The organism is Massilia sp. UYP32, from assembly GCF_050434365.1.
Classification (GTDB): Bacteria; Pseudomonadota; Gammaproteobacteria; order Burkholderiales; family Burkholderiaceae_D; genus Telluria; species Telluria timonae.
The window spans coordinates 276,833-297,510 of the sequence record NZ_JBNDIK010000002.1; the positions used below are offsets into that span (position 1 = coordinate 276,833).

Below are 20,678 nucleotides of genomic sequence, written 5' to 3' on the forward strand. Positions count from 1 at the left end.
ATGCCGACCGGTTCGCAACAAAAGTTCATGAAAACTTCCCAATTTGGTGCAAATTTCGAGCTTGCCGGCCGGAATGCTCAGCCAAGGGGTCTATAATTTGCGGTGTACCGAACAAAGCGACCATCCCTCATGAGCCAGCCCCTGTCCCGGCAAGCAGAGCCGCCCCTGAACATCCACGCGCTCAAGTCCTGCGCCCAGTGCAGCATGCACCAGCTGTGTCTGCCGATGGGCCTGGAAGACGCCGAGATCGACCGCCTGGACAAGATCATCGGCCGCCGTCGCCGCCTGGAGCGCGACGAGCGCCTGTACGGCGTGGGCGAGTCGTTCCGCAACCTGTACGCGGTGCGCTTCGGCCACTTCAAGACCTACCAGGTGAACGCCGCCGGCGAGGCCCAGATCACCGGCTTCCAGATGGCCGGCGAGCTGCTGGGCATGGACGCGATCAGCGGCACCCACCATTGCGATGCGGTGGCGCTGGAAGACTCGGAAGTGTGCGAGATCCCGTTCGCGCGCCTGGAAGACCTGTTCGGCGAAGTGCCGACGCTGCTGCGCCACTTCCACCGCATCATGAGCCAGGAAATCACGCGCGAGCAGAACGTCATGCTCCTGCTCGGCAATATGCGCGCCGAGCAGCGCTTCGCCGTATTCCTGGTCAACCTGTCGGCGCGCTACGCCGCGCGCGGCTATGCGGCCAACCGCTTCCAGCTGCGCATGTCGCGCGAAGACATCGGCAACTACCTGGGCCTGACCATCGAAAGCATCAGCCGCCTGCTGTCGCGTTTCAAGAAGCAGGGCTGGCTCGAGGTCGACAAGCGCGAAGTCACCCTGCTCGATCCGGTCAAGCTGAAGGCGCTGGCGGCCGGGACCGACGCCTGCAGCCCGATGGCGTAAAGCCCATGACGCCCCAGCCCGCGTGCGACCTGCACCTGCGCAGCTACGACCGCGTGCACTGGGGCGACCGCCATGACTTCGCCCAGCTGGTGCTCCCGGTGCACGGTGAAGTCGTGCTCGACATCGAAGAGCGGCGCGGCCGGCTCGATCCCCTGCATGGCGCGCTGGTGGCGCCCGGCGCCTGGCATGCGCAGTCGAGCCCGGGCGCCAACGGCTCCCTGATCGTCGACGTCGACGGCGCCGCCTTCGGCAGTGGCCCGTGGCAGCGCCTGCTGGAACGGCCCTTCGTCACGCTTGGCCCCGCGGCGCGCAAGCTGGTCGAGTTCATGGGACTGATGGCACGTGACTCTGTGCCGCCCGGCGCCCCGCCCCGCTCGCTGGTGCAGGGCTGGGTGCCGCTGCTGCTCGACACCCTGAGCCTGGACGCGCCGCGCGCCACCTCGCGCCTGGCCGCCCTGCTGGCGCGCGTCGAGGCCGCGCCCGGCCTGGCCTGGAGCACCGAGTCGATGGCGCGCGCCGCCAACCTGAGCGTCAGCCGCCTGCACGCGCTGTTTCGCGAAGAGCTGGACAGCACGCCGCATGCCTGGCTGCTGCGCTGCCGCCTGGATTGCGCCCGCAGCCTGTTGACGCACAGCGCGCGCAGCGTGGCCGACATCGCCCTCGCCTGCGGCTTTTCGGACCAGGCCAGCCTGACGCGGGCGATGCGTCGGGTACTCGACACCACGCCCGGCGCCTGCCGGCGTGCGGGTCAGGAGAAACCGCCAACACCGCGGTAGTCCCGGCCAAGACCGGACCCACGTCCGGATCCGAGAATCTCTTCAAAGGAGATTCATCATGTACATCGCTACTGGCGCGGGCGGGCTGTCCCGCTCCACCCTGCTCGGCATCGGCGCGGGCATCGCCGCCGGCGCGCTCTGGGGCCTGGTCTTCCTGGCGCCGGAACTGGCGCCCGGATTCCTGCCGATCCAGCTCTCGGCCGGGCGCTACCTGGCCTATGGCCTGGTCGCCGCCCTCCTCATCTACCCGGCCTGGGGACGGCTGCGCCGCCATCTCGGCTGGCCGGCCTGGCGCAGCCTGATCTGGCTCAGCCTCACCGGCAACATCGTCTACTACCTGTTCCTCGCCAACGCAGTCCAGTCGGGTGGCGTGGCCATGGCCTCGATCGTGATCGGGCTGCTGCCGATCGCGGTCACCCTGGTCGGTTCGCGCGACCGGCAAGCGGTGCCGCTGCGCCGCCTGCTGCCGTCGCTGCTGCTGAGCGGCGCCGGCCTGGCCTGCATCGGCTGGGAGTCGCTGTCGGCGTCCGGCCCCGGCTCGGCCGCCGGACTGGCATGCGCCTTCGGCGCGCTGGTGTCATGGACCCTCTTCGCGGTGCACAACAGCCGCTGGCTGGCGCGCATCGAGGGGATCTCGCCGCATGAATGGAACCTGCTGGTGGGCGTGGTCACCGGGCTGATGGCCCTGGCGCTGGCGGTGCCGGCCTTCGTGCTGGCGCCGGGCGCGCACACGCTGCCGGCCTGGATGCAGTTCGGCGCCCTGGTCACCACGGTCGCCATCCTGTGCTCGGTGGTCGGCAACGCCCTGTGGAACCATGCCAGCCGCGCGCTGCCCCTGAGCCTGATGGGCCAGATGATCGTGTTCGAGACCATCTTCGCGGCCTTGTACGGCTTCTTGTGGGAGGCGCGCTGGCCGAGCGGGTTCGAGACCGCCGCCCTGGCGTTGCTGGTCGCGGGCGTGGTCTCGTGCGCGTCGGCGCACCGGGGCGCGCACTGATCCTGTCGGCGCAGCGTTGAAACTGCGGCGACCTCAGCGCCGCACCGACAGCCCGAACGCCAGGCTCAGGTCGGGCGTCTGTCGATTCAACCCATGCACCACCATCGCATCGACCTGGCAGTTCCTGTTCAGGCGCCAGCTTACGCCGGCGTCGACCTGCATCCGGTCGCCGCCATGCGATGCGGACGCGATCTGCGGCGCCGCCACTTCAAGGAATCCCTGGACGCGTTCAGTGAATTTCTTGCCCAGCGACGCCGCCAGGATGCCGTAGTGGTAGCGCGCGCCGTCATCGTCGACATCGGCCCCGGCGCCCGGCGTCACGGCCAATGACCAGCCTTTCGGCAGATCCCACTCGGCCGCCAGCACCAGCTGCGGCAGCACACCCTTGACCCGCAGCGCCGAGCTGCCGCTTGGCAGCGCCGCTGAGCCGATCAGCCCCAGGGCCGGATGTACGCCCTCGCCGTCGGCAAGATGCCACTTGAATCCGATCGACACGGCGTTCCAGCCCGCAGTCGTGGTGCGCGCGCGACTAGCCGGATCGAGCTCGTGCTCGATGCTGCGGCCATCGGTCTCGATGCGCAGTTCCGTCGTGTCGCCCAGGCCGATGCGCAGCAGCGCCGGCGTGCTCAAGGTGCGCAGGTGCAGGTCGTCGTTGCGCTGGCGATCCCAGTTGACGCCGATCTCGAGCTGCAGGCGGCCATCACCGACCACCTGGCTGGAATTGGCGACGTTGGGGCGGTCGGGATTGATGACATCGCCGTCGTCGGCGTGGGCGAACTGGGCGCTGCAGGCCAGCACCAGGAACGCCGCCTGGCGGCGCGGGCGCGTAAGGGTTGATGGAAACATCATGCGGTCGGATAAACGAGGTTGGACATGGTTATGCGAAGGTCGAGCCGGCGCCAGTTGCCGCTTCAAGGCAGCCAGCGGGCGGCGCGCAGCCGCTCGATGGCGCTGACGATCGTCGCGCCGGGCTCCACCGCTTCGGTGAAACCGGCGCGCCGGATCTTGCCCATGTCCGACACCATGTCGAACTCGGTATTGAACACGAAGTCGCCGAACCACCAGCCGACCTGCTTCTCGTAAGGCATCGACTGCAGGCCATGGCGCTGCACGATGCGCTCCCACGCCGCCGCCTTCAACGGCATTTGCCTCGCCAGCGAGAACGGCTGCGGCGGCCCCACCTCCATGTCGAAGGCCGCCGCGACCTGGCGCCATACGCGCTCCCAGCGGAACGGCTCGTTGACCAGGTTGAAGGCTTCGCCGCGCGCCGCCGGATCGAGCGCGGCCCATACGCTGGCGCGCGCCATCCAGTCGGCATCGGTGGTCTGGGCCAGCACGCCCGAGTACACCTTGTCCGTCCCCGGGAAGCGCAGCGGCGCGCCGGCGTCCTTGCTGAGCGCGGCGAACATGCCCATCACCATCGCGATATTCATCGGATTGCCGGCGATGTCGCCCACCACCACGTCGGGCCGCAGGATCGACCATTCGACCTCGCCGGCGGCGGCGCGCTCGCGCAGCAGGTCTTCCTGGGCGTAATAGAAGTTGGGCGTCATGTGGCGCGGGTCGTCCTCGTAGAACGGCGCCTGGGCATCGCCGAGGTGCACGCCATACACCTTGGCGCCCTGATAATGCACCACGCGCTGCAGCGGGGCGCCGACCGACGTCAGGCCGTCGAGCAGGTTGCGCAGCATGCCGCCGTTGATCCGCTCCTCGTCGAGCAGGTCGGTCCCGCCCTTGAGCGCGGCGTAGAACACGTGGGTCGTGTCGCGCGCCGCTTCCAGGGCGCGAGCGGTGGCCTGGGCGTCGGTCAGGTCGACCTTGATGCTCTCGACGCCGTCCACGAAAGTGCGGGGCAAGGCCCGCACCTGCCATTCCGGCCGTCCGTGCAGCTCGCGTACGACCGCATTGCCGATGATGCCGCTGGCGCCGACGACCAATGCGCTATACCTGGTGCTCATCCATCTCTCCTCATGAAAACTGACTGGCGCAAGGATACCCGTTCCGTGCGTCCAGCGTCGTCCCGTGCCACGAATGCGCCCCTCGCCGAAGGCATGTCCAAGGTAGCGCCAGCCGCCCTGCGCAGGGGCGTGTCGCGCTACCTCGGCCTTTTCGCATGACCCGGGCGCCGCGCGACAGTAAGATCGGCCGCGTTCGACCAACCGTCCACGAAAACCGCCATGAAACCACGTCGCTCCCTCGTCATCCTGCTTTCCGCCCTGCTGCTCGCGACCGCCCCGCACGTGGCCGGCGCCTCGATCCTGCCGGACGTCCCCGACATCCAGGCCGTCACCGACTACCGGCCGAAGATCCCGCTGCGCGTCTACACCGCCGACAAGGTGCTGATCGGCGAATTCGGCGCCGAGCGGCGCGAGTTCGTCTCGGTGGCCAAGATGCCGGCGCTGCTCAAATCGGCCGTGCTGGCGATCGAGGACACCCGCTTCTACGAGCACGGCGGCGTCGACTGGATCCGCGCGCTCGGCGCGGCCAAGGCCAATCTCGCCGACTTCGGCAGCCAGGGCGCGTCCACCATCACGATGCAGGTCGCGCGCAACTTCTTCCTGTCGCGCGACAAGACGCTGCCGCGCAAGCTGACCGAGGTTGCCCTGGCTTATAAAATCGAGAAGGCGCTCTCCAAGGACCAGATCCTCGAGGTCTACCTGAACCAGATCTATCTCGGCCAGCGCGCCTACGGCTTCGCCAGCGCGGCGCGCACGTACTTCGGCAAACCGCTGCCGGACCTGACCCTGGCCGAGATCGCGATGCTGGCCGGCCTGCCGCAGAACCCGTCCAGCAGCAATCCGGTGTCGAATCCGCAGGCGGCCCGCAAGCGCCAGCAGGTCGTCCTCAAGCGCATGCGCGAACTGGCGCTGATCACCGAGCCCCAGTACCGGCGCGCCCTGGCCGAACGCCTGCAGGTGCGCAGCGATGGCGCCACCCTGAATCCGCGCGCCGCCTGGGTCGCCGAGATCGCGCGCCAGGCGGTCCATGCCCGCTTCGGCCAGGCGGCCTACGAACGCGGCATCACGGTCACCACCACCATCGTGGCCGCCGAACAGGATGCGGCCCACGAATCGGTGCGCCGCAACGTGCTCGCCTACGACCGCCGCCACGGCTACCGCGGCCCGGAGGCGCGTATCGCGCTGCCGGCCGGCGCCGAAGAAAGAAAGGACGCGATTGCCGCCGCCCTGCAGAAACGTCCGTTTGTTGCCGGCCTGGCGCCGGCGGTCGTCGTCGCCGCAACGCCAAGGCGTGTGCGCGCCCTGCTCGCCAACGGCGACGCTGTTGAGGTCACCGGCCCGGGCCTGGCCTTCGCCGCCGGCGCCCTGTCGAGCAAGGCCAAGGCCGCGATGAAACTGGCGCCCGGCGCCGTCATCCGGCTGGCCAGGGCCACCGACGGCTCTCCATCGATCGCCCAGCTGCCCGAGGTTGCCGCCGCCTTCGTCGCGCTCGACACCGGGACCGGCGCCTACCGCGCGCTGGTCGGCGGCTTCGATCACTCAATCCACAAGTTCAACCACGTGACCCAGGCCTGGCGCCAGCCGGGATCGAGCATCAAGCCCTTCGTCTATTCCGCCGGCCTGGAACGCGGCTTCTTCCCCGGCACGCAGATCCTCGACGAGCCGCTCGACTTCAGCGCCGAGAAGGCCTATGCCAACTGGTCGCCGCGCAACGACGACAATGTGTTCGAGGGCCCGGTCACGGTGCGCCATGCGCTGTCGCGCTCGCGCAATGTGCCCACCGTGCGCATGCTGCGCGCGCTGGACGTCGACTACGCCCGCGCGCACCTGGCGCGCTTCGGCTTCGACCCCGCGCGCCAGCCGCGCAACCTGACGCTCGGCCTGGGCACCGGCGCCGTCACGCCGCTGCAGATGGCCGGCGCCTACGCGGTGCTGGCCAACGGCGGCTACCGCGTGGAACCGTGGCTGATCGCGCGCATCCAGGATGGCGACGGCAGGGTCGTGTTCGAGCATGCGGCGCCGCAGCCGAGACAGGAAAGCGCCCGGGTGCTGGACGAGCGCAACGCCTTCATCGTCGACAGCATGCTGCGCGACGTCACCCGCGTCGGCACCGCGGCGGCGGCCTCGCGCCAGCTGCAAAGGGCCGACCTGGCCGGCAAGACCGGCACCACCAGCAATGCGGTCGATGGCTGGTTCGCCGGCTACGGCGGCCAGGTGGCGGCGGTGGCCTGGATGGGTTACGACGAACCGCGCTCGCTCGGCGGCCGCGAGTTCGGCTCGACCCTGGCGCTGCCGATGTGGGTCGACTTCATGCGCGTCGCGCTGGCCAGGACGCCGCAGCACGAGCCGCTGCCGCCGGAAGGCGTGGCGCGCGCCGGCGGCGACTGGGTGTATGCCGAGTATGCGGAACAGGAACAGGTGCCGGAGGCGGCCGACGGCTTCGAGACGCTGATCGGCACGCTCTCTTCCAGCGGCGAAGAGCCGCCGCGCTGATCAGATCTCGATCAGCAGCTCGGGACGAAAAGCCTCCTGCTCGCCCTTGCTCAGGTAGCCGAGCGGATTGGCCACCACCCGGCATGACCAGGACAGGGGGCCATCGCGCCCCTCGACCACGTAGTCGTTCAGGCAGTGCAGGTGGCCGTGCATCCACAGCTGCGCGTGCTTGAACAGGTCGTCGAGCGCGTTGCAGAAGCCCGCTGTGCCGGGCGTGAGGCCATAGCGCGGGTCGGCGCTCATCAGGCTCGGGGCGAAATGGGTGACCACCGCCGTCTTGCCCTCGAACGGCGTGGCCAGCGCCGCGCGCAGCCAGGCCTGGCAGTCGAGCGACATGGCGCGGATGCCTTCGGCCAGCACCTGCTCGCCATTCTTGAGGGTCGTGTTCTTGCTCAGGTAGTAGTTCGCCGCGCGGAACGCCTTGTTACGCTGCTGCATCTGTTTGGTGAGGTCGGTGTCGCGCAGCGCCAGGGCGTCGAAGTCGCTCCACAAGGTGGTGCCGATGAAGCGCACGTGATCGATGACGACGATCTCGCGGTCGAGCCAGACGATGCCGAGCCGCTCGCAGGTGGCGCGCAGCCGCGCATGGGTGGCGTCGTGGTCGAGCGAATCGAATTCGTGGTTGCCGGGAATGAACAGCACCCGCTTGCCCGCCAGCGCCGGCAACGCGGGAGAGAAGCGCTCGAGTCCGAAATCCTCGGTCTCGAGGCGCGAGCCGGCCTGGTAGGAGCCGATGTCGCCGGCCAGCACCACGACGTCGGTGTCCGGCAGGATGAGCGGCTGGAAGCCGGGATAGCGTTCGAGGTGCAGGTCGGAGAAAAGCTGGATGCGCATGGGCGCCGAGTATACCGCAGGCGCCGCCCTTCTTCAGCCTGGGCTTGCGCCGAACCCCGCCCCCAGGCGCGCGATCTCGACCGAGCCGCGCTCGTCGAAGACCGGGCAATCCTGGACCATGCGCACGACGGCATTGAAATCCGCCGCCTCGATCACCGAGTAGCCCGACAGCGAGCTGCCGGACAGCTTGGGGCCGATCAGGCGGCTCGGGATCTCGACGCTGTCCTGCGTCAGGCTGCCCGGATCGAGCAAGGCCGGGCCCAGGGCGCCGAACCAGGCGCGCCAGCGATCTTCCTGGCGCTCGCCCGGCTCCGATGCGCCGCGATAGATGATCAGGAATCGTTCCATGTCGTCCCCCATGAAGGTGGGCTCAACATAGCAGAAGCGGGCCGGCGCTGACGCACGGCTGACCCGCACCGCTGGCCCGCCCCATGGTCCGCTAGCCGATCAGAAGCGCACGTTCGCCGTCAGGCTGGCCGAGCGCGGAGTCCCCGGCGTATAGCGGTAACCGCTCTTGTTGATGGCCGCGACATACTTTTCGTCGCCGATGTTGTACACGTTCAGGCGCAGGTCGACGTGCTTGCTGACCTTGTAGCCGACCATGGCGTCGAACACCCAGTACGATTCGGTGTACAGCGGGGTGCCGATCGCGCCGTCGGTGCCGCGCGCCAGCTTGTCGGAAAAACGCGCGCCGCCGCCGATGCGCAGGCCCCATGGCAGGTCATACGAGGTCCAGGCGGTGAACGATTGCTTCGGCGTATAGGTCAGGCTGTTCTCGCCGGCGGCGGTGACGTTGCGGCCGCGCTCCACGCTGGTGTCCATGTACAGGTAGCCGGCGCTGAGCAGCCAGTGCGGCGCCAGTTCGCCGGTCGCGCCCAGCTCCACACCCTGCACCCGCTTCTCGCCGGTCTGGTACCACTGCTGGTCGACCGGATCCTGCTCGACCTCGTTCTCGACCTCGGTGCGAAACAGCGCGGCCGACAGCGACAGCTTGGATTTCAGCAGGTCGAGCTTGCCGCCTACTTCGGTGGTGACCGTCTTTTGCGGATCGTAGATCGGATTCTGGGCGCTGTTGGCGTTGCCCGACACGGTGAAGCTGCCGCCCGGCGGCTGCTTGGAACTGGCCACCATCGCATATACGCTACTGTTGGCGGTCGGCTTGTACAGCGCCGACAGCTTGCCGTTGACCAGGTTATCGCCGACCTTGAAGCGGGTCGAAGTCAGCACGTTATTGGTCAATGCCACCACCGAATAATCTCCGCGGAAGTGGTCGAGGCGCACGCCGCCATTGAAGATCCAGCGTTCGCCGACCTTGACGGTGTCGAACACGTACACGCTCTGGGTGTCGACCTCGCCCTCGTTGTAGGCGCCGGTGCGGCGCACGTCGACCGGCGTGGTCGGCGCCTGGTTCGGGTCGGGATGGTAGATGTTCGCGGGCGGCAGCGTGCCCAGGCCCGTCAAGCCCCAGGTGGTCTGGCGTTCGCTGGTGATTTCGAGGCCCGTCACCAGGGTGTGCGACACGGCGCCGGTGTCGAACTGGCTGGTCAGCGTCGTGACGTTGGTGAGGATCTTGTTTTCCTGGTCCTTGCCGGTGCGGATGCTGCGCGCCAGGGTCCAGGTACTCGGGTCGGCCTCGACCGGCGTGGCGAGGTTGGCGGCGCTGGTGAGGAAGGCGGTGAGCAGGTAGTCCTGGCTGGTCTTGCCGTAGCGGCTCGTGTTCTGCAGCTTCATGGTCGGCGAGAAGTCGTGCTCGATGCGCACGGTGGCCATGTCGGCCTTCACGTCGTCGTAATCATCGACCGAGCCGTAGAAGTTCTTGGGGTCGACCTTCGGGGCGTCGGCGACCCAGGGTTTGGCGCGGTCCGGGCTGGTGTAGCCCGGCAGGCCGATCACGTACACGCCGCCATCGGGGATGTTGTTCTGGTCGACGTGCAGGTAGTCCAGGTGCACGCGGGTCGGGCCGTTCAGGCCGAAGCCGATGCTCGGCGCCACCGCCCAGCGCTTGTTCTCGACCACGTCGCGCGCGGCGCTGCCCGAATCCTGGGCCAGCACGTTCAGGCGCACGGCGATGCCGCGCTGTTCGTCCAGCACCTTGTTGGCATCCAGCGTGATGCGTTTCTGCTCGCCGCTGCCGCCAGTGATCGCGGTGGTCACCAGGTCGGTGAGATTCGCCTTCTTGGTCACCAGGTTGACCGAGCCGGTCGGCGCGCTGCGGCCGTTGTCGGTGCCGGCCGGGCCTTTCAGCACGTCGATCTGCTCCAGGTTGAACACGTCGCGCGAGATCGAGCCGACGTCGCGCACGCCGTCGACGTAGATGCTGCCGGACGTGTCGAAGCCGCGCATGAAGATCGCGTCGCCGGTATTCGTGTTGCCGTTCTCGCCCAGGAAGAAAGCGCCGACGCCGGGGGTGTTGCGCAGCGCCTCGGTCAGGGTCAGGGCGCCCTGCTGCTCGAACAGCTCCTTCTTGATCACCTGCACGGTCTGGGCGGTGTCGACCAGGCGCTCGGTGTACTTGGGCGACGAGGCGTTCTCGGCGCGGAAAGGGTTTTCGTAATTGCCGACGACTTCGACGGTCGATTGCGGAGCGACGGAGGCAGGCGCTGCAGTGGCGGTGGCGGCGGTGGCAGCGGTGGCGTCGGCGGCGGCGTGCGCGCCGAGCGGCAGCAGGGCCGCGGCCAGTGCGGTGCCCGCGAGCTGGCTGCGGGTGATGGGGTGCTTGCGGCTTTTTATTGCTTTCATGGCGAGGCGGTCTCTCTCAGAAGTGATATGTGATGAAACACTGCAAGTAAAACAATGATTCTACCGAGAACGTCAATACATGTAAACGATAATCATTATCATTCGCGTTCTCGCCACACACTTGACCGGGTTCGCCTGGGCCGTTTGCCAGTAGCAGAAAGCAAACGTCCCCGCTCATGGCGGGGACGTTGTTCAACTGTTGGGCATGCGGCGCTCGCCGCATGCGGCCGGCGTCAAGCCTTCTTCTGCTGCGCGATCCAGTTATCGACCAGCTCGCCCAGCACGTCGAGCGGCACCGAGCCGGCGCCCAGCACCAGGTCGTGGAAGGCCGGCAGCGAGTACTTGTCGCCCAGTTCCTTCTGCGCCTTCTCGCGCAATTCCAGGATGCGCAGCATGCCGATCATGTAGGCATTGGCCTGGCCCGGCCACACGACGTAGCGCTCGGTTTCCTGGGCGCCCATGCCGTAGTCGATCGCCTGCTGGCGGGTCCAGCCCTTGGTGTGCAGGCCGGTGTCGGCCACCAGGCGGCGGGCGCGGAACAGCTCCGAACCCAGCGCGCCCAGGAGGCCCGGGACGTCGTCCTTGTACCAGCCCTGCTCCACCGCCAGGCGCTCGGTATACAGCGCCCAGCCTTCCGAGTGGGCGCTGCCGCCGCTGAAGATGCGCTGGCTGCGGAACTTCGGCAGGTCGCTCATCTCTTGCTGGATGGCGAGCTGGAAGTGGTGGCCCGGCACCGCCTCATGGTAGGCCAGGCTGCGCATGCGGATCATGTCGAAGGTCGGGCCGCGCAGCGGCACCCAGAAGATGCCCGGACGGCTGCCGTCCGGCGCCGGCAGGGTGTAGTGGGCGGCGGCCGACGGCTCGGTCAGCGGCGGCACGCGGCGCACGTCGACCGGCGCGCGCGGCTTGAGGTTGAACAGCGAGGCGCTCCTGCGCTCGGCGTCGCGCACCATCTCGTTGTAGCTGGCGATGATCGCCGGGCGCGGATCGCCCTCGCCCTTCGGCTGGAAGCGCGCGTCGAGCTGCTTCATGCGGGTTTCGATGTTGCCGTCGGCCAGGCCGAGCGAGCGCAGGTGCTTGTCCATCTCGGCTTCGATACGCGCCACTTCGCGCAGGCCGATCGTGTGGATCTCGTCGGCGGTGAGCTGGGTGCTGGTGAAATTCTCGATCGCGCGCTTGTAGGCGGCGGCGCCGTTCGGCAGGCGCGAGATGCCGGCAACAATGCCGGTCTTCGGGTGGATCTCGGCCATGAAGGCCTGCACGCGGGTGTAGGAAGGACGGATCTTCTGCTCGACGATGCCGGTCGCGCGCGCGATGGCGGCGCTGCGCGCCTCCGGCGACAGGTCCTTCATCTCGGCGGTGCGCTGGGCCAGCGTGGTCACCAGCACGTTGTCAGAGGCGGCCGGCTTGAGGAAGTGGTCGACCTGGAACTGGGCGCGCTCCAGGATGAAGCGCGGAGGAATCATCTGCTTGCTTGCCGCGCCCTTGGCGCGCGCCAGCGCCTCGTCGAGACGGACCGCCACCTGGTCCAGGCGCGCCAGGTAGCTGTCGACGTCGGCCGCGTTGCGCATCGGGTGGGTGTTGGTCATGAAGTTGACCAGGCCGATCTGCGGACCGCTGAACTGCGAGAACACGAAGGCGTGGTCTTCGAACGGCTCGTTGGCGATCACGTTCTGCAGCGACCAGCGCATCACCGCCGCCGAGATCTTCTGGGTCTCGTTCAGGGGCTGCGACTTGAAGCCGTCCAGGCGCTTGACGCCTTCGCGCGCCATCGCGACGGACTTCTGGCGGTGCGCCGCGCTCAAGGGGGTCAGTTCGCGGTCCAGCCTGGCCTGCTCGGCGCCGCTGAAGTACTGGGTCGAGGTCGCCAGTTGCGGGCTCAGGCGCACCCAGTCCTCGGCAAACTTGTCGCTCCAGGCGTCGAAGGCCTTGTAGGGGGCGACGGCGGCGGCCTGGGTGGCGGCCGGCGCAGCCACCGCTGGCAGCGACACGCCGGCGAGCATGGCGGGGATGAACAGGGCGGCGATGGTGGCGCGCAGGCTGCGCTGGCGGGTCGATGGCATCTCGGGTGTCTTCCTTGTGGTTGATTATCTGCAGCGGGTAGCAATTGCCGCCAAGGAATCTAACATGGAAGTAAACAGATCGACAACGCCGGTGTTGTCGCGCGGCGTACGTACGGCGTCTTACATCCGGTCGCAATTTACTCTCACTGCATGACAGCTCGCGGCTACGATCACGACTGGACCAGACGAAAGGAGCGGGCATGACGGCAGGCAGGCATGGAAAGTGGAGCAGCGCCATCGCAATGGCGTCGGGGGCGTTGCTGATCTTGCCGAACGCACTGGCGCAGGCGCCTGCCATGCGGGATCCGATCCCGGCGCAAACCGCGCGCGCCGTCGTGCAGCAGACCATCCAGCTGGTCGAGTCCGAAGGCCTGTACCCGCGCAAGCGGGACGAATACGCGAGCGCCAAGGCGCGGCTGCTGGCGGCGCTCGACGATGCGGGAGCGCAGGTCGATCGCCAGTCGCTGTGGCAGCAGGTGAACGCGCTGCTTGCCACCCTCGACGCCGATGGCCACTCGTCCATCCGGGCGCCGTCGAGCGGGCGCCGGGTCCAGCAAGGCCTGGCGAACGCACGCGCGCAAGGGACGGCGTCGTCCTTCGCGCTGGTCCTGACCGCGCACGGCCAGGTGCTGCACTGGACGCCGCCCCAGAGCATGGGCGACCTGCAGACCGAAGCGCCGCTCTTCCTGCAGCGCTTCCACGCGGACTATGCGACGACGCCGGGGACGGACAAGGCCTGCGCCCTCGTGATCGACCTGAGCGCCCAGCTCGGCGGGAACGCCTGGCCGCCTTTCATCGCCATGCATCCGCTGTTCGGCCCGGCCAATGCGGCGGCCTTGGTCGCACGCGACGGCGCGCGCACGGCCTTCGTCAAGCCGCTGCAACTGCGCGAGATGGAAACCCTATACGGGGGGCGCGCGGACAATCCGCTGCAGCGCTTCGCCGGCGCGCCGCTGGCCGTCTTCGTCGACCAGCGCACCAGCAGCGCCGGGGAAATGCTGCTGGTCGCCCTGATGGGAGAGGGCCCGCGCACGCGCACCTTCGGCCAGACCTCGTTCGGGGCGACGACCGCCAATGTCGCGCACCGGATGGCGGACGGCTCCATGCTGGCGCTGACGACGTCGCGCTACGCGGTCGGCGACGCGCCTGTCATCCGCGGCGGCATCGCGCCCGAGGTTCCGACGAGGCAGGGAGAATCGGCGAGGGAGACGCTGCTGCATGCTGCGACATGGGCGGCCCAGTCCTCGCCGCTCTGCCGTCACTGAGGGCGGTCGACGTCACCTTGCGCGGCGGCGATCATCCGCTCCTTGAGTTCGATCTCGCCGCAGTAATACAGCACGGCCGCGCCAAGGCAGGCCAGCACTTTCCACCCCAGCAGCAGGCTGCCGACGCACACCACCGCTGCCCCCAGCGCGAGCCGGATCGCGAAAGTGCGGCGCGCCATGCCGAACACCACGCGGCTGTATGGACGCTGGTGGAAGAACACCACGAACAGCAGCCAGTAGGGAATCGCATACACGAAGTACAGCAGCGCGCCGATGCCGAGCGCAAAGCCGACGAAGGGCACGCGAAACGCCAGCATCCCCAGGACGCCGATCGCCAGCCAGTACAACGACAAGTTCCGGTACCGCACTTGCACTCCCGATGAATCGCATTGGGCGGCATCTTACCTCACGACCATCTCGGGGCAGGTGCGCGCTCCGTATAATGCCGGCTTGGCCTCCACGAAGAAAGCGACCACACCGCATGCAGCACATCCGGGACAAGCTCGAAAACAAGCAGATCGGCATCTATTTCGCGACGGTGGCGTTGGCCGCGCTGGCAGCGCTGGCGCTGCCGGGGACCACGGCCCTGAAGCCCGCGGTCAACCCTGCCCTGGCCTTCATGCTGTTCGTGACCTTCCTGCAGGTGCCGCTGGCCGAACTGGGACGCGCCTTTACCCACACGCGCTTCCTGGGCGCGCTGCTGGTGACCAACTTCGCCGTGATCCCGTTGCTGGTCGCCGGCCTGCTGCCCTTCGTGCCAGGCGATCCGCTGATTCGGCTGGGAGTCCTGCTGGTGCTGCTGGCGCCCTGCATCGACTACGTGGTCACCTTTTCCCACCTCGGCCGCGCCGATGCGCGCCTGCTGCTGGCGGCGACGCCCGTCCTGCTGGTCGCCCAGATGCTGATGCTGCCGGTCTACCTGCGCATCCTGCTCGGCATTGGAGCGGCCGACCTGGTCCAGCCCGGCCCCTTCATCGACGCTTTCGTGTGGCTGATCGCCGCGCCGTTGCTGTTGGCGGTCGCGCTGCAGCTCTGGGCCGCACGCAGCCAGGCCGGCGCGCGTGCGTCGACAATCCTTGGCCTGCTGCCGGTGCCGGCCACGGCGCTGGTGCTGTTCATCGTGGTGGCGTCGGTGCTTCCGCAGCTCGGCCAGGCGCTCGATGCGGCGCTGCGGGTGGCGCCCGTCTATGCCGCCTTCGCGCTGCTGGCCCCGCCCGCCGGCTGGCTGGTGGCGCGCCTGTTCCGACTCGCCACGCCCGCCGGCCGCGCGGTCGCCTTCAGCGGCGCCACCCGCAACTCGCTGGTGGTACTGCCGCTGGCGCTGGCCGTGCCGGGCGCGGTGCCGCTGCTGCCGGCGATCATCGTGACGCAGACGCTGGTCGAGCTGATCGCGGAGCTGGTCTACGTGCGCCTCATCGCGCGTCTGGGCTAGCGTCGGCCTCGATTATCAAGAGCGCCTGCTTCGCCGGACTCCAGCTGCGCGCCAGGCGCCAGTCGCGCGCCGCGCCCTCCACCACCACCTGCCAGTGGGTCGCCTCCAGGATCGGCAGCGTGGCCGAGAAGCGGCCCTGCGCATCGGGCAGCGCCTCCAGCGCCAGGTCGCGCTCCGGCAGGGTCGGATGCGCCAGCCGGATGTGGAATGGCGCCACCACCGGCTGGCCGCCGCTGGCCAGGCGTCCGTTCAGGCGCCCCGCCTGCGCATCGTGGCTGGCCTCGAAGGAAAGCAGCAGCTCGGTGGCGACGCGGTCGCGCCGCAAGTCCTGGTTGATGGCCTTGCCCTGCTTGTAGTAATCGGCCACCACCATCGCATCCGGCTGTTGCGCGCCGAGCCAGGCCGAAACGCCCGTGCCGATCATCACGGCCACCGGGCCGATCATCAGGAACCACGGCCAGCGGTGCCTGTACCACGGCGCCGCCTGCTGCGGGAAGTTGGGGTTGGTCGCTTGCATGTCCTTCTCCTTGCTCATGTCACGCTTCTACTTCGGCACGATGAATGCGGCGCCTTCGCTCACGCTCAAGTCCGGATCGCTCAGCGAGCGCACCGTGAACTCGATCTTGTTCGACCCCGGCTTGCCGGCGCCCGGGTCGACGCGTACCCGCACCGGCACCGCGCGCGTGGTGGCGCCTTCCATTGCGATGGCGCCGTCATCCACCACCGTGGCCGAGGGAATGCCGCTCACGCTCACCCGCAGCGTCTGCGGCGCTTCGCTCGTGTTCATCACCTGCAGCCGGTAGACGTTCTCGATGCGGCCATCCTCGACTTCGCGCCCCATCGAGCCGCGGTCGCGGATCACGTCCAGCTTGAGCGGATTGCGCAGCGCCAGCGACGTGCCCATCGCCGCCACCAGCATGGCCAGCACCGCGCCGTAGACCAGCACGCGCGGACGCAGCATGCGGCGCCGGATCTCGAGCGCGCCGAGCTTTTGCACCAGGCCGTTCTCGGTCGCATAGCGGATCAGGCCGCGCGGTTTGCTGACCTTGTCCATCACGATATTGCAGGCGTCGACGCAGGCGGCGCAGCCGATGCACTCATATTGCAAGCCCTTGCGGATGTCGATGCCGGTCGGGCACACCTGCACGCACAGGCTGCAGTCGATGCAGTCGCCGCTGTTGCCGGCGCGCGCCTGCGCTTCGCCCTTCCTGCGGCCGCTGCGCGGCTCGCCGCGTTCGGCGTCGTAGGTGACGATCAGCGTGTCCTTGTCGAACATCGCGCTCTGGAAGCGCGCATACGGGCACATGTACTTGCAGACCTGCTCGCGCAGCCAGCCGGCGTTGCCGTAGGTGGCGAGAGAGTAGAACAGGATCCAGAAGGTTTCCCACGGCCCCAGGCCGAAGGCCGCGATTTCGCCGCCCAGCGAGCGGATCGGGGCGAAGTAGCCGACGAAAGTGAAGCCGGTCCAGAGCGCGACCGCGCCCCACGACAGGTGCTTGGCGCCGCGCCTGGAGATCTTTTCGGCATTCCACGGCTGGCGCGCGAGCCGCAGCTGGCTGCTGCGCGAGCCTTCGATCTTGCGTTCGATCCACAGGAAGATCTCGGTGTAGACCGTCTGCGGGCAGGCGAAGCCGCACCAGACGCGGCCCGCTACCGCGGTGACCAGGAACAGGCCATAGGCGCACACGATCAGCAGCGCCGCCAGGTAGATGAAGTCCTGCGGCCAGAACACCATGCCTGCCAGGTAAAACTTGCGGCTGGCCAGGTCGAACAGGACGGCCTGGCGGCCGTTCATGTTCAACCACGGCAGGCCGTAGAACAGGATCTGCGTCAGCCAGACGCAGGCCCAGCGCAGCGTGGCGTAGCGTCCCTCGATCTCGCGCGGGAAGATGTCTTCCCGCGCGGCGTACATGCGGACGATCGCTTCGCGCGGCGCTCCAGCAGGGTCTGTCATTTTGCTGCCGTCGCTTTCGTGGGAATGCTTGACGCCGGTGAGGTCGGATTCGACAGGCTCCACACATAGGCCGCCAGCACGTGGACCTTCTCTTCGCCCAGGAAGTCGCCGAAGGCCGGCATGGTGTTGGTGCGGCCCTTGCGGATCGTCTCCATCACGGTCTCGACGCTGCCGCCATAGAGCCAGGTCTTGTCAGCCAGGTTCGGCGCGCCCAGCATCGCATTGCCCTTGCCGTCGGCGCCGTGGCAGGCCACGCAGGTGGCGAACTTCGGCTTGCCGAAGGCGACCTTGATGGGATCGGCCGACAGGCCGGACAGCGAACGCACGTAGTGGGCCACGCTCTCGACGTCCTTGTCCGAGCCCAGCGCGGCGCCCATCGGCGGCATCATGCCGGTGCGGCCGTTCATGATCGTCGTCTTGATGGCGTCCGGCTCGCCGCCATGCAGCCAGTCGGCGTCAGCCAGGTTCGGGAAGCCCTTGCTGCCGCGCGCATCCGAACCATGGCATTGCGAGCAATAGGTCAGGAACAGGCGCTCGCCGATCGCGTGGGCCTGCGGGTCGGCGGCCACCGCTTTCAGGTCGAGCTTCCTGTACTGCTCGAACAGCGGGCCATAGTCAAGCCTGGCCTGCTTCAGTTCGGCCTGGTACTCGCTCACCTGGTTCCAGCCCAGGGTGCCGCGCCAGGCGCCCAGGCCCGGATACATCACCAGGTAGGCGCAAGCGAACAGGATCGACAGCCAGAACAGCACGATCCACCAGCGCGGCATCGGCGTGTTGAGCTCCGTGAGGTCTTCGTCCCATACGTGGCCGGTGGTCATCTCAGGTTTGCCGGCGGCGTCGAGCCTGACCTTGAACTTGGACTGCGACCATAGCAGGATGGCGCAGCCGGCGATCGACAGGACCGTGATCACCGCGACGTAGTAGTGCCAGAAGTCGTTGAAGAAGTCGGCCATGTCAATGCTCCTCGCCCTGGTCGGCGCCGTCCGCGAACGGCAGCCGCGCCGCCGCGTCGAAATCGCTGCCCTTGTGCAGCAGGTAGGTCCAGCCCACGATGCCCATGAAGGTCGCGAAGCTGATCACGGTCATGACGCTGCTGGCGTCGTCGAATATCTGTTGGATTGCCATCTCAGTTCCTCGTCTTGATCTGGGTGCCCAGGCCCTGCAGGTAGGCGACCAGCGCGTCCTGCTCGGTCTTGTCGACCAGGTCTTTCGGTGCTTCCGCGATCTCCGCGTCGGTATAGGGCACCCCGACGCGCCGCAGCGCGCGCATCTTCGGCATGATCTCGGCCGGGATCAGCTTGGTCGTGGCCAGCCACGGATAGGCCGGCATGTTCGATTCGGGCACCACGTCGCGCGGATTGTCGAGGTGGGTGCGGTGCCATTCGTCGCTGTAGCGGCCGCCCACGCGCGCCAGGTCGGGGCCGGTGCGCTTGGAGCCCCACTGGAACGGGTGCTCGTAGACCGACTCGCCGGCCACCGAGTAGTGGCCATAGCGCTCGGTCTCGGCGCGCAGCGGCCGGATCATCTGCGAGTGGCAGCCGTAGCAGCCCTCGCGGATGTAGACGTCGCGGCCGGCCAGGCGCAGCGGCGAATAGGGTTTCAGGCCGGCGACCGGTTCGGTGGTCGACTTCTGGAAGAACAGCGGCACGATCTCGACCAGGCCGCCGAAGGAGATGACCAGCAGGACGAGGCCGATCAGCAGCCACACATTCTTCTCGATCCACTCATGGGTGAATTTCATTGCAGACTCCTGGTTTCTTTAGGCTGGGACGACATGCTCGGCGTCAACCACGCCGCGCGGATTCTTCGGCCCGAGCGGGATCGGCACGTCGACGCTCTTCGTGCCGCGCATCGTCATCCAGGTGTTCCAGGCCATCAGCACCATGCCGCACAGGTACAGGGCGCCGCCCGTCACGCGGATCACGTAGTAGGGCCAGGTGGCCTTGACGCTTTCGGCGAAGGTATAGGTCAGGGTGCCGTCGGCATTCACCGCGCGCCACATCAGGCCCTGCATCACGCCGGCGATCCACATCGAGGCGATGTAGAGGACGACGCCGATGGTGGCGACCCAAAAATGCGTTTCGACCATGGCGACGCTGTGCATCTGCTTCTTGCCGGCGACGCGCGGGATGATGTAGTAGATCGAGCCCATGGTGATGAAGCCGACCCAGCCCAGGGCGCCGGCGTGGACGTGGGCGACGGTCCAGTCGGTGTAGTGCGACAGCGCGTTGATGGTCTTGATCGACATCATCGGGCCCTCGAAGGTGGCCATGCCGTAGAACGACAGGGAGACGATCATGAATTTCAGCAGCGGGTCGGAGCGCAGCTTGTGCCAGGCGCCCGACAGGGTCATGATCCCGTTGATCATGCCGCCCCACGACGGCGCCAGCAGGATGATCGAGAACACCATGCCCAGCGATTGGGTCCAGTCGGGCAGCGCGGTGTAGTGCAGGTGGTGCGGACCGGCCCACATATAGGTGAAGATCAGGGCCCAGAAGTGCACGATCGACAGGCGGTATGAGTACACCGGGCGCTCGGCCTGCTTCGGAATGAAGTAATAGACCATGCCCAGGTAGCCGGCGGTGAGGATGAAGCCGACCGCGTTATGGCCGTACCACCACTGGATCATGGCGTCCTGCACGCCCGAGTACACCGAATACGATTTCATCAACGAGGCTGGCGACGTCATGCCGTTCACGATGTGCAGGATGGCGACCGCCAGGATGAAGGCGCCGAAGAACCAGTTGGCGACGTAGATGTGCTTGACCTTGCGCTTGACGAGGGTGCCGAAGAACACCACGGCGTAGGCGACCCAGACGATGGCGATCAGGATCGCGATCGGCCATTCGAGTTCGGCGTATTCCTTGCCGCGCGTGAAGCCCATCGGCAGCGTGACCGCGGCGCACAGCAGCACCGCCTGCCAGCCCCAGAAGGTGAACGCGGCCAGCTTGTCGGAGAACAGGCGCACCTGGCAGGTGCGCTGCACCACGTAGTACGAGGTGGCGAACAGGCCGCAGATGCCGAAGGCGAAGATGACCGCGTTGGTGTGCAGCGGACGCAGGCGTCCGTAGCTGAGCCATGGGATGTCGAAGTTGAGCGCGGGCCAGGCCAGCTGGGCCGCGATGAACACCCCTGCCGCCATGCCGATCACGCCCCAGACCACGGTCGCAATCGCAAACTGGCGCACGATCTTGTAGTTATAGTTTAGACTGCTGTCCAAGATGCTCTCCTGAAATGACACGATGTAGTGACAGCCAGGAGTGTGCGTTTACGAAC

General features: G+C 67.7%; 19 protein-coding genes. 6 read left to right on the forward strand and 13 right to left on the reverse strand.

What is annotated here, in order from left to right:
* Window positions 1–129 precede the first annotated feature (129 nt).
* The 3 genes from fnr to ABIB42_RS02700 are packed head-to-tail and all read left to right on the forward strand — an operon-like array spanning window position 130 to window position 2,664.
* Window positions 130–891, forward strand: a complete 762-nt coding sequence (gene fnr / locus ABIB42_RS02690) for a fumarate/nitrate reduction transcriptional regulator Fnr (protein WP_005667237.1) — start codon at window positions 130–132, stop codon at window positions 889–891.
* Between the two features lie 5 nt (window positions 892–896).
* Window positions 897–1,667: a helix-turn-helix domain-containing protein gene (locus tag ABIB42_RS02695; RefSeq protein WP_429247854.1), complete on the forward strand. Its 771-nt coding sequence runs from the start codon at window positions 897–899 to the stop codon at window positions 1,665–1,667.
* 58 nt (window positions 1,668–1,725) lie between these two features.
* On the forward strand, window positions 1,726–2,664 hold the full coding sequence (locus ABIB42_RS02700; protein ID WP_429247855.1) for a DMT family transporter: 939 nt from the start codon (window positions 1,726–1,728) through the stop codon (window positions 2,662–2,664).
* 33 nt (window positions 2,665–2,697) lie between these two features.
* Here the strand turns inward: ABIB42_RS02700 and ABIB42_RS02705 are convergent, their stop codons facing one another.
* Window positions 2,698–3,513, reverse strand: coding sequence for a transporter (locus tag ABIB42_RS02705; protein ID WP_429247856.1), 816 nt, complete (start codon window positions 3,511–3,513; stop codon window positions 2,698–2,700).
* A 62-nt stretch (window positions 3,514–3,575) separates the two neighbouring features.
* Window positions 3,576–4,622 carry an SDR family oxidoreductase gene (locus ABIB42_RS02710; protein WP_429247857.1) on the reverse strand — a complete coding sequence of 349 codons (1,047 nt, stop codon included), beginning with the start codon at window positions 4,620–4,622 and terminating at the stop codon, window positions 3,576–3,578.
* A 219-nt stretch (window positions 4,623–4,841) separates the two neighbouring features.
* On the opposite strand from ABIB42_RS02710, the gene ABIB42_RS02715 reads away from it, so the two are divergent.
* A complete protein-coding gene (locus ABIB42_RS02715; RefSeq protein ID WP_429247858.1) occupies window positions 4,842–7,115 on the forward strand; it encodes a penicillin-binding protein 1A in 2,274 nt (757 codons plus the stop codon).
* Here the strand turns inward: ABIB42_RS02715 and ABIB42_RS02720 are convergent, their stop codons facing one another.
* The 4 genes from ABIB42_RS02720 to ABIB42_RS02735 all read right to left on the reverse strand — a co-directional run bounded on the left by ABIB42_RS02720 (window position 7,116) and on the right by ABIB42_RS02735 (window position 12,751).
* Window positions 7,116–7,949, reverse strand: a complete 834-nt coding sequence (locus ABIB42_RS02720) for a metallophosphoesterase (RefSeq protein ID WP_429247859.1) — start codon at window positions 7,947–7,949, stop codon at window positions 7,116–7,118. It abuts the gene before it with no gap.
* Window positions 7,950–7,982: 33 nt separating this feature from the next.
* Window positions 7,983–8,297, reverse strand: coding sequence for a hypothetical protein (locus tag ABIB42_RS02725; RefSeq protein WP_429247860.1), 315 nt, complete (start codon window positions 8,295–8,297; stop codon window positions 7,983–7,985).
* A gap of 99 nt (window positions 8,298–8,396) precedes the next feature.
* Window positions 8,397–10,688, reverse strand: a complete 2,292-nt coding sequence (locus ABIB42_RS02730; RefSeq protein WP_429247861.1) for a catecholate siderophore receptor Fiu — start codon at window positions 10,686–10,688, stop codon at window positions 8,397–8,399.
* A gap of 233 nt (window positions 10,689–10,921) precedes the next feature.
* Window positions 10,922–12,751, reverse strand: coding sequence for a DUF885 domain-containing protein (locus ABIB42_RS02735; protein WP_005667222.1), 1,830 nt, complete (start codon window positions 12,749–12,751; stop codon window positions 10,922–10,924).
* A gap of 200 nt (window positions 12,752–12,951) precedes the next feature.
* On the opposite strand from ABIB42_RS02735, the gene ABIB42_RS02740 reads away from it, so the two are divergent.
* Entirely contained in the window at window positions 12,952–14,016 is a 1,065-nt protein-coding gene (locus ABIB42_RS02740; protein WP_312487213.1) for a S41 family peptidase, read from the forward strand.
* Here the strand turns inward: ABIB42_RS02740 and ABIB42_RS02745 are convergent.
* On the reverse strand, window positions 14,010–14,384 hold the full coding sequence (locus ABIB42_RS02745; RefSeq protein WP_219864423.1) for a hypothetical protein: 375 nt from the start codon (window positions 14,382–14,384) through the stop codon (window positions 14,010–14,012). The genes ABIB42_RS02740 and ABIB42_RS02745 overlap by 7 nt on opposite strands.
* A 113-nt stretch (window positions 14,385–14,497) precedes the next feature.
* Between ABIB42_RS02745 and ABIB42_RS02750 the strand changes: the two genes are divergently transcribed.
* Window positions 14,498–15,448, forward strand: coding sequence for an arsenic resistance protein (locus tag ABIB42_RS02750; protein WP_429247862.1), 951 nt, complete (start codon window positions 14,498–14,500; stop codon window positions 15,446–15,448).
* Here ABIB42_RS02750 and ABIB42_RS02755 read toward each other — a convergent pair.
* Genes ABIB42_RS02755 through ccoN form a run of 6 tightly spaced genes read right to left on the reverse strand, consistent with a single transcriptional unit; the run spans window position 15,429 to window position 20,622 of the window.
* Window positions 15,429–15,965, reverse strand: a complete 537-nt coding sequence (locus tag ABIB42_RS02755; RefSeq protein WP_429247863.1) for a FixH family protein — start codon at window positions 15,963–15,965, stop codon at window positions 15,429–15,431. The genes ABIB42_RS02750 and ABIB42_RS02755 overlap by 20 nt on opposite strands.
* Before the next feature lie 27 nt (window positions 15,966–15,992).
* Window positions 15,993–17,402: a cytochrome c oxidase accessory protein CcoG gene (ccoG, locus tag ABIB42_RS02760; protein ID WP_429247864.1), complete on the reverse strand. Its 1,410-nt coding sequence runs from the start codon at window positions 17,400–17,402 to the stop codon at window positions 15,993–15,995.
* Window positions 17,399–18,355 (reverse strand): cytochrome-c oxidase, cbb3-type subunit III, encoded by a 957-nt coding sequence (gene ccoP, locus ABIB42_RS02765; protein ID WP_429247865.1) that lies wholly within the window; start codon window positions 18,353–18,355, stop codon window positions 17,399–17,401. Before ccoP ends, ccoG begins: the two co-directional genes overlap by 4 nt.
* 1 nt (window position 18,356) lies before the next feature.
* The gene (locus tag ABIB42_RS02770) at window positions 18,357–18,527 is read right to left on the reverse strand and encodes a cbb3-type cytochrome oxidase subunit 3 (RefSeq protein ID WP_005667212.1); all 171 of its coding nucleotides are present in this window, start codon (window positions 18,525–18,527) and stop codon (window positions 18,357–18,359) included.
* Window position 18,528: 1 nt separating this feature from the next.
* Complete coding sequence (ccoO, locus tag ABIB42_RS02775) at window positions 18,529–19,143, reverse strand: cytochrome-c oxidase, cbb3-type subunit II (protein ID WP_071362339.1); 615 nt, start codon at window positions 19,141–19,143, stop codon at window positions 18,529–18,531.
* An 18-nt stretch (window positions 19,144–19,161) separates the two neighbouring features.
* Window positions 19,162–20,622 carry a cytochrome-c oxidase, cbb3-type subunit I gene (gene ccoN, locus ABIB42_RS02780; protein ID WP_429247866.1) on the reverse strand — a complete coding sequence of 487 codons (1,461 nt, stop codon included), beginning with the start codon at window positions 20,620–20,622 and terminating at the stop codon, window positions 19,162–19,164.
* Window positions 20,623–20,678 lie beyond the last annotated feature (56 nt).